This is a genomic window from Prevotella intermedia ATCC 25611 = DSM 20706, assembly GCF_001953955.1.
GTDB classification, from domain to species: Bacteria; Bacteroidota; Bacteroidia; order Bacteroidales; family Bacteroidaceae; genus Prevotella; species Prevotella intermedia.
Genome location: NZ_CP019300.1, coordinates 1,440,021 through 1,454,180 on the forward strand (window position 1 = coordinate 1,440,021; position 14,160 = coordinate 1,454,180).

The window sequence follows — 14,160 nt, forward strand, 5'->3', positions numbered from 1 at the left end:
TATATGGCGGAAAAGAAAGATATACTATCAAGAATGGAAACAGACGTCAAGGTAAATTCGCTTAACGCTTGGATTCTTGCTGCACGTCCCAAGACACTTACAGGAGCCAGTGTCCCCATTATGATAGGTATAGCTTTTGCTTTTACTGATGTTGGTTGGCAGCATTTTCAGGCTCTTCCCGCTATTCTATGTATCTTGTTTGCGTTTATTATGCAAATAGATGCCAACTTCGTAAACGATTATTTCGACTGTTTGAAAGGAAACGACGATAGCGAAACTCGCCTTGGACCTCGACGTGCTTGCAGCGAAGGTTGGATAACCCTACCTGCAATGCGAAAGGGACTTATCGTTACGACTCTTTTGGCTTGCCTTGTTGGCTTGCCGCTTATTTACTATGGCGGTTGGGAAATGATTATCATCGGACTGCTTTGCATTGCATTTTGCTTTCTTTACACAACAAAGCTATCGTATTTAGGCTTAGGCGACCTGCTCGTACTTGTTTTTTTTGGCATTATACCAGTTTGTCTAACCTATTACGTGATATTGCCCAAAGGTGTTCAAACCGTTACGTGTCAAGTATTTACTGCTTCTGTTGCCTGCGGCTTAATAATAGACACCTTACTCGTTGTGAACAATTATCGCGACCGTGATAATGATAAGCAAGCCAACAAATACACACTCATCGTGCGCATTGGCGAGAAGAAAGCCGAGCAACTCTATCTTTGGTTAGGCATACTGGGCGTATGGCTTATGGCAATAGTCTTCTTTTTTGCCAACAACACAATGAACATACTCAGCATTTCCTTGCTATTTTTCTATCTTTTACTCCACACAAGGACGTGGAAAGATATGAAAAGAATAAAGTATGGCAAAGAGTTGAACAAGGTTTTGGGGCTGACTGCTCGCAATATGTTCGTTTACGGACTCTTAACAACAATAGGAATACTTCTGACAAAGTGATTTAAAACGATGGAAAACAGAGTTGATTTAGACCTTATGGAATTTGTAGAACAACAAATTCTCCCACGATACAACGCCTTTGGAAAGTCGCATGGAATTGGGCATGTGCAGCGAGTAATCAAGAATGCACTTGCTCTTGTGCCCGCAACAGGTGCCGATTCCAATATGGTGTATGTGTCGGCAGCTTATCACGACCTTGGTATGGAAGGGCCTCGGGCTGTTCACCACATAACGAGCGGAAAGATTCTGACAGCCGACGCAAGGCTGAAAAAATGGTTTTCGCCAGAACAAATACGCATCATGAAAGAAGCCGTAGAAGACCATCGTGCCAGCAGTTCGCGTGTTCCACGCAGCATTTACGGAAAGATTGTTGCCGAAGCCGACCGAGAATTAGACCCCGAGATTGTTTTTTCGCGCACTGTTCTGTACGGATTAGAGAACTATCCAAAGAAGAACAAAGAAGAACAATGGAAGCGTTTCTACAATCACATCAGCGAAAAGTATGGCAGAATGGGCTACATACGTTTATGGATTGCAAACTCGCCCAATGCTAAAAAGTTAGAATACATACGTGAACTCTTGGGGCAACAAGCCGAACTAAGGAAGATTTTCGATAATTTATATAACGACATATTTAAAAAGTCGGAACAGAAAGAGGTATAGAAAATAATCTGACCGACCTGAATTTATAAAGAAGAAAAAAACAATGACAAACGAAGAACTAATGCGCAGAGCCATTGAGCTGTCAGAGAATAGCGTGCGAAATGGCGGCGGTCCTTTCGGAGCCGTAATTGCTAAAGACGGCAAAATTGTAGCGGAAGGAAGCAACAAAGTAACTATTGACAACGACCCTACTGCCCATGCGGAAGTTTGCACCATACGCAACGCATGCCAAAAGTTGGGCACATTCGACCTTTCTGGTTGTGTAATCTACACCTCGTGCGAACCTTGTCCAATGTGTTTCGGGGCTATTTATTGGGCGCACCTTGATAAAATCTACTACGCCAACGACCGTAAAGATGCAGGAAAAATTGGTTTCGACGACGATTTCATCTATGAAGAAATAGCCCTTGAGCCACAATATCGCAAAAAGCCTTCCGAAATATTGCTTCGCAACGAGGCCATCAACGCCTTCAAGATGTGGACTTTGAAAGACGACAAGAACGAATATTAACGAAAGAATCTGTCTTTGGCGGATAAAAACACCTAACTATAATAATCGTCAAATAGTCTGCTCACCTACTTTTTGAATATGCTTATAATCAAAAAAGATGAAGTATCTCAGGCAAATTATTACCCCGAACTAACGTTGGTTCATGGCGAAAAGAAAGCAACAAAGGTGTAAATATTTTTCACAAGAGAAACTATTACATAACTATCTATACATCAACGCATTACAAAACCTATTGTTTTGCATTCCAAAAGCGTAGGTTTTACACGATAAAAGCGGCTGTTTTGCGATGCAAAACAGCCGCTTTCGCAACGCCAAAGCACAGTTATCATTTTTTAACGGAATTATTTTTACAGATTTAAATGAAAGAACTCTCACTGTTTTATTAAAAGAGGGGCTTGCTGAAAGAACCTACAAGATTGCTTGCTCAACCTACTTTCTTGTACCGAACTAACATTAGCTGAAAGGGTTTAAGAGTCTTTTCCAATTCCCTTAAACACCTCTTTAATTATGTACATTCGTACTTACAACTACCTTTAGTATCTACAAATTATTTGTAGATAATTTCTCTGCAAGGTATTTTCCCGTTAAGCTATCCTTGTTGTTGGCTATCTCTTCAGGGGTGCCAAATGCAACGAGTTTGCCACCATTATCGCCTCCATCAGGTCCAATGTCGAGAATGTAGTCTGCACACTTTATTACATCAAGGTTGTGTTCAATAACAAGCACCGAATGTCCCTTTGCTATGAGCGCATCGAAAGCTTTCAGCAAGCGTTTTATATCGTGAAAATGTAAACCTGTCGTTGGCTCATCGAAGATGAACAGCGACGGTTCTTGCCGTTCCTTTCCTATAAAATAAGCAAGTTTTACACGTTGGTTTTCACCGCCCGAAAGTGTAGAAGAACTTTGCCCTAACTTAATATAGCCCAACCCTACATCTTCCAATGGCTGCAAACGAGTAACGATTGTTTTCTGCTTATTAGCGGTAAAGAACTGTATTGCTTCGGAAACCGTCATATCCAACACGTCGTTAATGTTCTTCCCAGCAAAGGTAACGTCAAGGATTTCTCGCTTAAAGCGTTTGCCATGGCATTCTTCACATTCCAAAACCAAGTCTGCCATAAACTGCATTTCGATGGTTATTACCCCTGCGCCTTTACATTCTTCGCACCGTCCACCATCTGCATTGAACGAGAAGAACTGGGGTGTATAGCCCATTTGCTTTGAAAGTTGCTGCTCTGAAAACAGCTTTCTGATTTCGTCGTATGCCTTCACATAAGTTGCAGGATTGGAGCGCGAACTCTTTCCAATCGGGTTTTGGTCTACAAATTCCACGTGCGCTATCTGCTCCAAATCGCCTGTAAGCGAAGCATATTCACCGGGCAAATCGGTTACTTCATCAAGGCGACGCTTCAATGCTGGATAGAATGTTCCCTTTATAAGCGACGACTTTCCGCTTCCACTGACGCCTGTTACAACTGTAAAGACGTTGAGCGGTATTTTGGCATCTAACCCTTTCAGGTTGTTCATTCGGCAACCTTTTATTTCAACAGAAAGATTCCAAGGGCGACGACTCTGCGGCACTTCAATGGTTTCTGCAGCGGTAAGATACTTTATTGTGTACGAATCGGCGTGAGCTTTCAACAAGCCTGCTTTGTTTGCATCGTTGATTTCAGGCACAACACCATTATATACTATATGCCCACCCAATCGTCCTGCATCTGGACCGACGTCAATAAGATAGTCTGCCGAGCGTATTATCTCTTCGTCGTGTTCCACCACAATTACAGTATTTCCGATGGCTTGCAACTCTTTCAAGACGTGGATAAGACGGTCGGTGTCGCGACTATGCAGCCCGATACTTGGTTCGTCCAAGATGTAAAGCGAACCTACCAACGACGAACCTAACGATGTTGTAAGATTGATGCGCTGACTTTCGCCACCACTGAGACTGTTTGATTGGCGATTCAGTGTAAGATAGCCAAGTCCGACATCTACAAGGAACTGAATACGGTTGGTTATTTCCAACATCAACCGTTTACTAATGTTTCTCTCTTGCTCCGTCAGCTCTATATTATCGAACCATTCCTTCAGGTTTATAATTGGCATTTCCACCAAATCGGTAATAGCTTTTCCAGCTATTTTCACCCAAGTCGCTTCCTTTTTCAATCGCCGTCCGTGGCAATCGGGGCAGATAGTCTTGCCTCTATATCGGCTCAAGAGGACACGATACTGTATCTTATATTGATTGTCTTTTACCATTTGGAAGAAGGAATCTATGCAAATACGGTCGGAAAGCGAATTGACGGCTTCGCTTGGCAGTCCATGCCACAGTTGGTCTTTCTCTGTTTGAGACAATTCAAAATAGGGTTTGAAGATAGGGAAATTATCCTTTGCTGCCCTTCGACAGAACTCATCGTTCCATACTTTCATCTTCTCGCCATGCCAACATTGCACACAACCCTCGTAAACAGAAAGCGAACTGTTAGATATTACCAAACGTTCGTCGATGCCCATAATACGTCCAAAGCCTTCGCAAGTAGGACAAGCTCCCAGCGGCGAATTGAACGAAAACATATTGTCGTTAGGGTCTTCAAACTTAATACCGTCAGCCTCAAAGCGCGTAGAAAAGTCGTAAGAGAGTTTAGATGGGAAGAACATCAGCCTCAACATACCATCACCTTCAAAGAAAGCAGTTTCGCAAGAGTCAGTAAGGCGCGAGATTGCTTCCTTGCTATCATCAACCGAGAGACGGTCGATAACAAGATAAATACTTTCTACCCCTTCTATGTCCTTCTCGTCGTGCGCTTCTATCCAATCTTCAATGCGCACAATCTCGCCATCTACATAAATGCGCGCATAGCCTTCCTGTACTTCCATCTCAAGCTGCGCCGTAATACTCCTACCCTCACGAACGTGCAAAGGGGCAAGAATACAGAACTTTGTACCAGCAGAATAGCTTTGCACTTTCTGTATAACATCTTCCACGGTGTGTCGTTTCACCTCTTCTCCCGTTGCAGGATTAATGGTTCTGCCTATTCGTGCATAAAGCAATCGCAGATATTCGTATATCTCCGTAGAGGTACCAACCGTAGAACGAGGATTTCGTGATATAACCTTTTGTTCTATTGCAATGGCAGGTGGAAGTCCTTTTATAAAGTCTACTTCGGGCTTTGCCATTCTGCCTAAGAACTGACGGGCGTATGCCGACAAGCTCTCAACATATCTGCGCTGCCCTTCCGCATAAAGCGTATCGAAAGCCAACGATGACTTACCAGAACCTGAAACACCAGCTATAATGACGAACTTTCCACGTGGAATCTTCACGTTTACATTCGCCAAGTTGTTTACTCTGGCACCTTTTACTTCTATATAACCGTCTTCTTGTTTATTCTTTTTATCCATCTGCTTGGGTAAGTCTATCTTTTTTGCCGTACAAAAATACAAAAAACTTTTGGTATCTTCCTTAAAATCTCGTATATTTGCACTATGTTGATTCCGAAATAAAATAACTGCGGTTATATATAATAAGGAATAAAGAGAGAACAAACGCAATGTCTGACTTACATAATGATAAGGAGAAATAGATATGAAAAAGCAGAATAACATCATACACAACTTTGCTGACCCTGTTGAAGAACGACAGATTAGACATTTCGCTTGCAAGGAAATGGGCAGACAAATACACCGTTACATTAAAGGTATGCGCGGTTCGAAAGCGCAAATGTTGCGTTTTGAAGATTCGTTGGAGAACCTCTCGTTAGAAGAAAGAGAAAAAGCCATAGCACTTTACTTGGATTTAAACCGCAAAGCACTGAAGGGACTTGACATGAAAATGGTGCTGGTGCGTTCGGTTGCCAATTACTCCGATACTTTTGAATACCTTGTTACATTGGTGAACGATAAGCGCAAGATGGTAAACTATCTGAACTTATTGAAAGAAACATACATTCAATACCACCAAGTAATCGAAAAAGACGGCAAGTTCGGTATCGTAGATTATCAAGGAAACACCATACTAAGTCCGAAATACGAGTTTGTCCGCACGTGCTACGTATACGTAGACGACTTGCGTACAATGCCGATTATAGCACAGTTAGACGGAAAACTGGGACTGGTATTACCTGACGGAAAAGAAACATTGGTTACACCTTTCAAATACGACCGCATTTCGCTCAGAGAAGAACCACCTTACTTTGAAGCCGAATACGACGGCAAGAAAATACTCTTAACAACAGATGGTGTAGAGAAATAACAAAAGCAAGCACATCAAGAACCGAGAAGTTCAAGATGTGCTTGCTTTTTTATAATAGCATTTTAAAGTAATTCAATACCTATTGATACTTTATGCTGAAAAGCATACAGTTTCACTTTTCCAAGTAGAAAGCACTCTTTAGCTCCCTACACCGTAAGCCCTCCATTCCTCATTTCAGAAACGGAAAACGAACTATAAAGCTGTAAATATTTTTCACAACAATAAGTATTACGTAATCTCCTCGTTATCAATGCATTGCAAAACCTATTGTTTTGTGTTCCAAAAGCGGCTGTTTTGCACGGCAAAAGCGTAGGTTTTGCGTTGCAAAAGAGCCGCTTTCGCAATGCCAAAGCGCAGTTATCACTTTTTAAGGGAATTATCTTTACAAAACAAAGGCGATTCTATGCGTAAATCAAAGTTGCATCGTAGGGGGTGCGATTCTTTGTGGCATCATATCCAAAATCATTTTTCTTAGGTGTTAGGAACGTGATGAATCAGGCCTTTACAGATGCTATCTACTCTTTTCTATGCCGTTTAGCAACTGCCGTAAGCAGCTAAGAAGAAAGTTGTTTCACCTATAAAATCCTATTAAAACGATAGATGTATTTAAACGTATGGTACTTTTGAGAGGTTTAAACAAAAAAAGAAGACTTGCAACCGCATATTTTCAGCGATTGCAAGTCTTTTATATTTCACCAAAAGATTTCAGCAAATATCAATTAAAAATATTGCTGTCCGGTAAAAATAAACTGAAAGCTCTGTATCTCTTTGTCCATCGGTATTGCAGCCGTTTTACTCATCCAGGGGCTTGGTTTTCAGTTTCAAACTGTAAGCATTATAAAATGCACTTATTTTGACAAGAAAAGACCTATAATAACCGATAATTCTAAGAAATAATAAGTTTAAGTCTATTTTTACTAACACAGATAGCTCCAAAAAAGTTTTACCGGACAGCAATAAATTAAAAACTATTTGATAATGCCTTGTTCCTGGAATATCTTCTTTAGAATTTCCACACCACGTTCAACCTGTTCTTTTGTATGTGTTGCCATAAGCGCAAATCTTACGAGTGTATCTTGCGGAGCGCAGGCTGGTGGAATAACAGGATTGATGAATACACCTGCATCGTAAGCCATTTTGGTAACGATAAATGTTTTATGAATATCGCGCACATAAAGTGGGATTATCGGACTTGCGGTATCACCAATCTCAAAACCTTCTTCACGGAAACGCTGCAAAGCATAGTTTGTAACTTCCCATAAGCGTTCTTGGCGTTCGGGTTCTGCTTGCATAATGTGCAATGCTTCCAATGCGGCAGCTGTAGCAGAAGGTGTGTTACTTGCAGAGAAGATATAAGTTCGGCACGTGTGGCGTAGGAAGTTGATGGTATCCTTGTCGCCTGCGATGAAACCACCAATAGAAGCAAGACTCTTTGAGAAAGTTCCCATAATAAGGTCTACATCATCGGTCAAGCCGAAATGGTCGCAAACTCCTCTACCCTGCTTGCCGAAAACACCCAATCCATGAGCCTCGTCTACCATGACAGAGCAATTATACTTATGCTTCAACCTTACTATTTCTGGAAGATTTGCAAGGTCGCCCTCCATTGAGAAAACACCATCGACTACGATGAGCTTAATGGCTTCTTGTGGCAACTTCTGCAGTACACGCTCAAGGTCTTCCATATCGTTGTGCTTGTAATGAAGCTGTGTGGCAAAGCTCAAACGTCTTCCGTCTACAATACTTGCGTGGTCGCGGTCGTCGCAGATAATATAATCACCACGTCCTACCACCGATGCCAAGACACCCGAGTTTACAGAAAACCCTGTTGAGAAACAAAGAACGTCTTCTTTGTTCATATACTCTGCGAGTTCTTTCTCCAACTGTACGTGCAAATCGAGCGTTCCATTCAGAAATCGGCTACCAGCACAACCTGAACCATATTTGTCTAAGGCTTTCTTGCCTGCCTCTATAACCCTTGGGTCGTTTGGCAAACCTGTGTAGGCATTAGAACCGAACATTAAAATATTATGTCCATCAATATCAGTAACTTCTGTGCCTTGCTTACTTGTGATTTCGCGAAAATATGGATATACTCCCATCTCCATAAATTTTTGCGGTTCACGGTAACTTTTGTACTTTTCTTGTAACTGTCCCATATATAAATTAGGTGTAGCATAAGCTACTTTTTTTTCTTTAGGCTGCAAAGATACAATTTTTTGTTGAAATATGGCATTAAATATTAATCGATTAACGAATTAAACTTTTTTCACTATAAAATAATGATAAGATACTCATAAATATGTAATTTTGTTCTTTAATTCCCTTAGGAAGTAAAGAATGATATATGAAAGCGAAGATTCTATTCATAGTAAACCCTAAATCTGGAGTTGGCAGAAAGGATTCCATTCCCGAATTAATCGACAAGTATATTGATAAAGATTTATTCGATTACCAAATAGCAAACACAGAATATGCCGGCCATGCTACAGAGTTGGCACAACAGGCAGCACAAGATAAAATCGACATTGTGGCAGCCATAGGGGGCGACGGAACCGTAAACGAAGTGGGCAAAGCACTCGTTAATACGGATACGGCTATTGCCATCATACCTACTGGGTCGGGCAATGGTTTGGCACGACATCTGGCTATTCCTGTTAATGTGAAGAAAAGCCTTCAGATATTAAACTTAGCGTGTATTCACGAATTGGACTATGGTATGATTAACGACATACCATTCTTCTGTACCTGCGGAATGGGATTCGATGCTTTCATATCAATGAAGTTTGCAAAGGCGGGCAAGCGTGGTCTTATTACATACGTTCAGAAAGTATTGGAAGAAGGATTAAAATACGAGCCGCAGACATACGATATTGAGGACAACGAAGGAATACACCATTATAAAGCATTTCTTATATCGGTTGCCAATGCCTCGCAATATGGCAACAATGCCTACATAGCCCCACAAGCTTCTATGAGCGACGGATTGTTGGATATTATCATTATGGAACCTTTCGACATACTCGAAGCACCGCAGGTAGCGATAGAAATGTTCAACAAAACGCTCGACAAGAATTCAAAGATAAAAACATTCAGAGCAAAACACATACACATTCACAGAAAGGAAGAAGGGGTAATTCATTTCGACGGCGACCCTATTATGGCTGGAACCGATGTTGATATTAAACTTGTACGCAAGGGTATCAAGGTTGTTGTAAACCCCAACAAACATAAAAAGCAACAACAACCCAATATGATACAGACATCATTTTCACAGCTATTCTCGAACATCGACCTGATACGCAGCAATATCAACAAACAAAGCAGAAAAGTTCAGGCGTTAAATAAAACCATTCTGAGAAAACTTAATATTTAAATGGGCTTTACTTTCAGGCAGTTCCATATCGAACAAGACAAGTGTGCCATGAAAGTTGGCACCGATGGAGTTTTATTAGGAAGCTGGGCAAAAGGCGGTAAACGTATTCTTGACATAGGCGCAGGAACGGGACTGATAGCTTTAATGATGGCGCAGCGGTTTCCCGATGCCAACATTGATGCCATTGAAATAGACGAAAACGCTGTTATACAGGCAACAGAAAATGTATTGCGCTCACCCTTTGCCAAACAAATAGTGGTGAAACATTGTTCGCTACAAACGTATTCAGAAACCAAAGAAAAATACGATTCCATCATTTGCAATCCCCCCTATTTCGTTGATTCATTGAAAAGCAACGATAATAACAGAACTGTTGCTCGGCACACAGATGCGTTACCTTTTAATGATTTGATAAAGTGTGCATATCAATTGCTCACACCCGATGGGCATTTTTCATTAGTACTTCCTGTTGAATCGTATCGTATTTTAGAACCTGAAGCCATTCTAAATGGCTTTTCAGTTATAAAGAAAGTACTTGTAAAAACCACTCCTTCCAAACAACCGAAGCGCATTTTAGTAGAATTAGGCAAAGTCCCAGACAAATATTTTTCAACAACAGAATACTTGCAAGACGGTGCAGGAAACAAGTCGGAATGGTACAAAGAAATAACAAAAGAGTTTTATCTTAAATAGCATAAATTCTATCAGTTAGGCATTATTAAGATTAAAGATAAAAGAAATATTGCCTATCTTATTTTTATTTAGTAATTTTGCATGCTAAATGATTTAATGAAATCTCGATGAAACAAAATAATTCGATACAAATGTTTGCCGATTACGAAGGAGATTTACCTGACTTTGATATAAAAGTTGAAGGCGAAGTTCCAGTTTTCATAACCCGCAATCTTGTTATGTTCCCAGGCGTTCTAATGCCAGTGTTGGTGGGGCGCAAGGCAACCTTGACATTGGTGAAGTATTTAGAGAAACACCCTGGAACTGTTTTTGCGGTAATCAGCCAGAAAGATGGCAATATTGACGAACCTGAAGAAAAAGATTTATATCACACTGGTATATATGCAAGACTCGTACGCGTGTTTGATATGCCAGGGGCAATGAATGGTGAGAACAGAACAGCTATTCTCCAAGGATTAGGTCGTTGTCAGCTTGACGAAATCACATCGGAAGTTCCATATATGGTAGGTAAAACACACGCCCTACCTGACGAACAAGCGGACAAGAACGACAATGAATTCGTTACGGCGGTAAACGATATGAAGATAACCGCAAAAGAATACATACAAGGTAGCGATGATATTCCTGACGACTCGCAATTTGCCCTCGACAATATAACAAACTCTGTGGTTTCAGTAAATTATGTTTGTGCAAATATGCCATTCAGTGTATCGGACAAAATGCACTTATTGGAAGAAGATTCTATAAAAGACCGCTTGTTCCGACTGATGAAGATATTGAATAGAGAAATTCAATTCCAGCATCTCCGTCAAAATATACGCTCTAAAACACGAGAAGACCTTGACGAACAGCAACGCGAATATTTCCTGCACCAACAGATAAAGAACATTCAAGAAGAGCTGGGCGATGGTGATGGTACACCTGAAAAGAAAGAGCTTATCAAAAAAGCTGCCCAAAAGAAGTGGTCGGAAGAAACAGCAAAGGTTTTCCAAAAGGAACTCGACAAACTAAATACGCTAAATCCGCAAAGTCCTGATTATAGCGTGCAGATAAACTATTTGCAAACTATGGTAAATCTTCCTTGGAACGAGTTTACCAAAGACGATTTAGACTTGAAGCGTGCCCAGAAAGTACTTGACCGCGACCATTACGGAATGGAAAAAGTAAAGGAACGTATTCTCGAATATATGGCTGTACTTAAACTAAGAGGTAGTTTGAAATCGCCTATTCTTTGCTTATATGGTCCTCCGGGAGTAGGAAAGACAAGTCTTGGAAAGAGTATAGCCGAATCTATGAAGCGCAAGTATGTCCGTATGTCATTGGGCGGTCTACACGACGAATCGGAAATACGCGGCCATCGCCGTACATATATCGGAGCTATGCCAGGGCGCATCATTAAAAATATACAAAAGGCAGGTTCGTCTAATCCTGTATTTATTCTTGATGAAATCGACAAAGTTACGCAGAATACCATCAATGGCGACCCCGCTTCAGCCTTGTTGGAAGTTCTCGACCCTGAACAAAACAATGCTTTCCACGACAACTATCTTGATATAGATTACGACCTCTCAAAGGTTCTGTTCTTGGCAACAGCTAACGACATTAACGCCATACCGAAGCCATTGCTCGACCGTATGGAGATAATTGAAGTTTCAGGCTATATTACAGAAGAGAAGATAGAAATAGCAAAACGCCATTTATTCCCTAAAGAACTTTCAAATACAGGTTTAGACATATCTAATCCGAAACTGAAGTTCAGCAAACCTGCTTTAGAAAAGATAATAGAAAGCTATACACGGGAAAGCGGAGTACGACAATTAGAGAAGCAAATCAACAAATCATTGCGTAAATTGGCATACAAACAGGCAGTAGACGACACATTGCCATACAATAAAATAACCCCTGTCGAATTAGAAGGCTTGCTTGGAAAGCCACCTTTCTATCGCGACATATATCAAGGAAACGACTATGCTGGAGTTGTTACGGGGCTGGCTTGGACAAGTGTCGGAGGCGAAATACTATTCATTGAAACATCATTGTCAAAAGGAAAGGCTGGAAAGCTGACACTGACTGGTAACCTTGGCGATGTTATGAAAGAGTCTGCAATCATTGCTCTTGAATATGTTAAGGCACATATCGAGTCACTAAAGGTAGATTATCGTATCTTCGACCAATGGAACATACATATCCACGTTCCTGAAGGAGCTACTCCTAAAGACGGTCCTTCTGCCGGTATCACCATTGCAACAAGTATAGCTTCGGCATTAACACAGCGCAAAGTTAGAAAGAATACAGCTATGACAGGCGAAATAACCCTTCGTGGCAAAGTACTTCCTGTTGGTGGTATCAAAGAAAAAATACTTGCAGCTAAGCGCGCTGGCATTACCGACATTATTATGTGCAAGGAAAACCGCAAGGATATTGAGGAAATTCCAGAAAAGTATCGCAAAGGTGTAGAATTTCACTATGTGGAAAACATACAACAGGTATGGGATTTCGCATTAACAGATGAAATGGTATCCAATCCTATTGATTTTACAATCAAGGAAGAAATAATAAAAACAACACAGAATGACATTTGAGCTTCAATGTACCGACAACGCAAGTAATGCACGAACAGGTTTAATAACTACAGACCACGGACAAATAAAGACACCCATCTTTATGCCCGTTGGTACTGCAGGCACGGTTAAAGGAGTTCATTTCTCTGAACTTGTTGAACAAGTCAAGGCGCAAATCATACTTGGCAACACCTACCATCTGTATTTGCGTCCTGGATTAGAAGTATTGAAAGCTGCTGGCGGATTGCACAAATTCAATGGTTGGAATCGTCCGATACTAACGGACTCTGGTGGCTTTCAAGTGTTTTCATTAACAGGCATTCGTAAACTTTCAGAAGAAGGCTGCCAATTTAGAAGCCATATCGACGGTTCCAAGCATATATTCACACCTGAAAACGTTATGGACACACAGCGTATTATAGGTGCTGACATTATAATGGCTTTCGACGAATGTCCTCCAGGCAATAGCGATTACGCATATTCAAAGCGTAGTCTGGGCTTAACACAACGTTGGTTAGACCGTTGTATCAAGCGTTTCAACGAAACAGAACCGTTATATGGATACAAACAAAGCCTCTTCCCTATTGTTCAAGGGTGTACTTACAAAGACTTACGAACAGAAGCTGCAAAATTTGTAGCTGACAAAGGGGCTGACGGAAATGCTATTGGCGGACTTGCAGTGGGCGAACCTACCGAGGTAATGTATGAAATGATAGAAGTTGTAAACGATATTCTACCGAAAGACAAGCCTCGCTATTTAATGGGAGTAGGTACTCCACAAAACATTCTCGAAGGAATTGAACGCGGTGTAGATATGTTCGATTGTGTCATGCCAACCAGAAATGGGCGCAATGCAATGCTTTTCACCTACGAGGGTACAATGAATATGCGCAATAAGAAATGGGAAAACGATTTCTCGTCAGTAGATGCCGATGGCTGCGACATTGATGTAATAACATCGAAAGCCTATTTACATCATCTATTTAAAGCTGGCGAGTTACTCGCAATGCAAATTGCAAGTATTCACAACATTGCCTTTTATCTTCGTCTGGTTACCGATGCACGTGCCCATATAGAAAAAGGAGACTTCACACAATGGAAATCCTCTATCATTGAAAAGTTAGGACGACGCTTATAATAGTAT

General features: G+C 41.0%; 10 protein-coding genes. 8 read left to right on the top strand and 2 right to left on the bottom strand.

Going from position 1 to position 14,160, the window contains the following annotated elements; genetic code table 11:
* Positions 1-3: 3 nt before the first annotated feature.
* Genes menA through BWX39_RS06150 form a run of 3 tightly spaced genes read left to right on the top strand, consistent with a single transcriptional unit; the run spans position 4 to position 2,134 of the window.
* Positions 4-960, top strand: a complete 957-nt coding sequence (menA, locus tag BWX39_RS06140; protein ID WP_028906273.1) for a 1,4-dihydroxy-2-naphthoate octaprenyltransferase — start codon at positions 4-6, stop codon at positions 958-960.
* A gap of 9 nt (positions 961-969) precedes the next feature.
* On the top strand, positions 970-1,623 hold the full coding sequence (locus BWX39_RS06145; protein WP_028906274.1) for an HD domain-containing protein: 654 nt from the start codon (positions 970-972) through the stop codon (positions 1,621-1,623).
* Positions 1,624-1,666: 43 nt separating this feature from the next.
* A complete protein-coding gene (locus BWX39_RS06150) occupies positions 1,667-2,134 on the top strand; it encodes a nucleoside deaminase (protein WP_028906275.1) in 468 nt (155 codons plus the stop codon).
* Positions 2,135-2,674: 540 nt separating this feature from the next.
* On the opposite strand, the gene uvrA is transcribed toward BWX39_RS06150, so the two are convergent.
* On the bottom strand, positions 2,675-5,536 hold the full coding sequence (gene uvrA, locus BWX39_RS06155) for an excinuclease ABC subunit UvrA (protein WP_028906276.1): 2,862 nt from the start codon (positions 5,534-5,536) through the stop codon (positions 2,675-2,677).
* A 184-nt stretch (positions 5,537-5,720) separates the two neighbouring features.
* On the opposite strand from uvrA, the gene BWX39_RS06160 reads away from it, so the two are divergent.
* The gene (locus BWX39_RS06160; protein ID WP_014710002.1) at positions 5,721-6,386 is read left to right on the top strand and encodes a hypothetical protein; all 666 of its coding nucleotides are present in this window, start codon (positions 5,721-5,723) and stop codon (positions 6,384-6,386) included.
* 968 nt (positions 6,387-7,354) lie between these two features.
* Here BWX39_RS06160 and spt read toward each other — a convergent pair.
* Positions 7,355-8,545 carry a serine palmitoyltransferase gene (spt, locus tag BWX39_RS06165; protein WP_028906277.1) on the bottom strand — a complete coding sequence of 397 codons (1,191 nt, stop codon included), beginning with the start codon at positions 8,543-8,545 and terminating at the stop codon, positions 7,355-7,357.
* Positions 8,546-8,733: 188 nt separating this feature from the next.
* Between spt and BWX39_RS06170 the strand changes: the two genes are divergently transcribed.
* The 4 genes from BWX39_RS06170 to tgt all read left to right on the top strand — a co-directional run bounded on the left by BWX39_RS06170 (position 8,734) and on the right by tgt (position 14,154).
* The gene (locus BWX39_RS06170) at positions 8,734-9,762 is read left to right on the top strand and encodes a diacylglycerol/lipid kinase family protein (RefSeq protein ID WP_028906278.1); all 1,029 of its coding nucleotides are present in this window, start codon (positions 8,734-8,736) and stop codon (positions 9,760-9,762) included.
* Positions 9,763-10,455, top strand: a complete 693-nt coding sequence (locus BWX39_RS06175; protein ID WP_028906279.1) for a tRNA1(Val) (adenine(37)-N6)-methyltransferase — start codon at positions 9,763-9,765, stop codon at positions 10,453-10,455.
* A 107-nt stretch (positions 10,456-10,562) separates the two neighbouring features.
* Entirely contained in the window at positions 10,563-13,037 is a 2,475-nt protein-coding gene (lon, locus tag BWX39_RS06180) for an endopeptidase La (protein WP_028906280.1), read from the top strand.
* Positions 13,027-14,154 (top strand): tRNA guanosine(34) transglycosylase Tgt, encoded by a 1,128-nt coding sequence (tgt, locus tag BWX39_RS06185; RefSeq protein WP_028906281.1) that lies wholly within the window; start codon positions 13,027-13,029, stop codon positions 14,152-14,154. The genes lon and tgt overlap by 11 nt, the downstream gene beginning before the upstream one ends.
* Positions 14,155-14,160: the final 6 nt, after the last annotated feature.

Bases quoted from the DNA above. Each gene is read 5' to 3' on its own strand.
- menA (WP_028906273.1), top strand. From the start codon at position 4: ATGGCGGAAAAGAAAGATATACTATCAAGAATGGAAACAGACGTCAAG.
- BWX39_RS06145 (WP_028906274.1), top strand. From the start codon at position 970: ATGGAAAACAGAGTTGATTTAGACCTTATGGAATTTGTAGAACAACAA.
- BWX39_RS06150 (WP_028906275.1), top strand. From the start codon at position 1,667: ATGACAAACGAAGAACTAATGCGCAGAGCCATTGAGCTGTCAGAGAAT.
- uvrA (WP_028906276.1), bottom strand. From the start codon at position 5,536: ATGGATAAAAAGAATAAACAAGAAGACGGTTATATAGAAGTAAAAGGT.
- BWX39_RS06160 (WP_014710002.1), top strand. From the start codon at position 5,721: ATGAAAAAGCAGAATAACATCATACACAACTTTGCTGACCCTGTTGAA.
- spt (WP_028906277.1), bottom strand. From the start codon at position 8,545: ATGGGACAGTTACAAGAAAAGTACAAAAGTTACCGTGAACCGCAAAAA.
- BWX39_RS06170 (WP_028906278.1), top strand. From the start codon at position 8,734: ATGAAAGCGAAGATTCTATTCATAGTAAACCCTAAATCTGGAGTTGGC.
- BWX39_RS06175 (WP_028906279.1), top strand. From the start codon at position 9,763: ATGGGCTTTACTTTCAGGCAGTTCCATATCGAACAAGACAAGTGTGCC.
- lon (WP_028906280.1), top strand. From the start codon at position 10,563: ATGAAACAAAATAATTCGATACAAATGTTTGCCGATTACGAAGGAGAT.
- tgt (WP_028906281.1), top strand. From the start codon at position 13,027: ATGACATTTGAGCTTCAATGTACCGACAACGCAAGTAATGCACGAACA.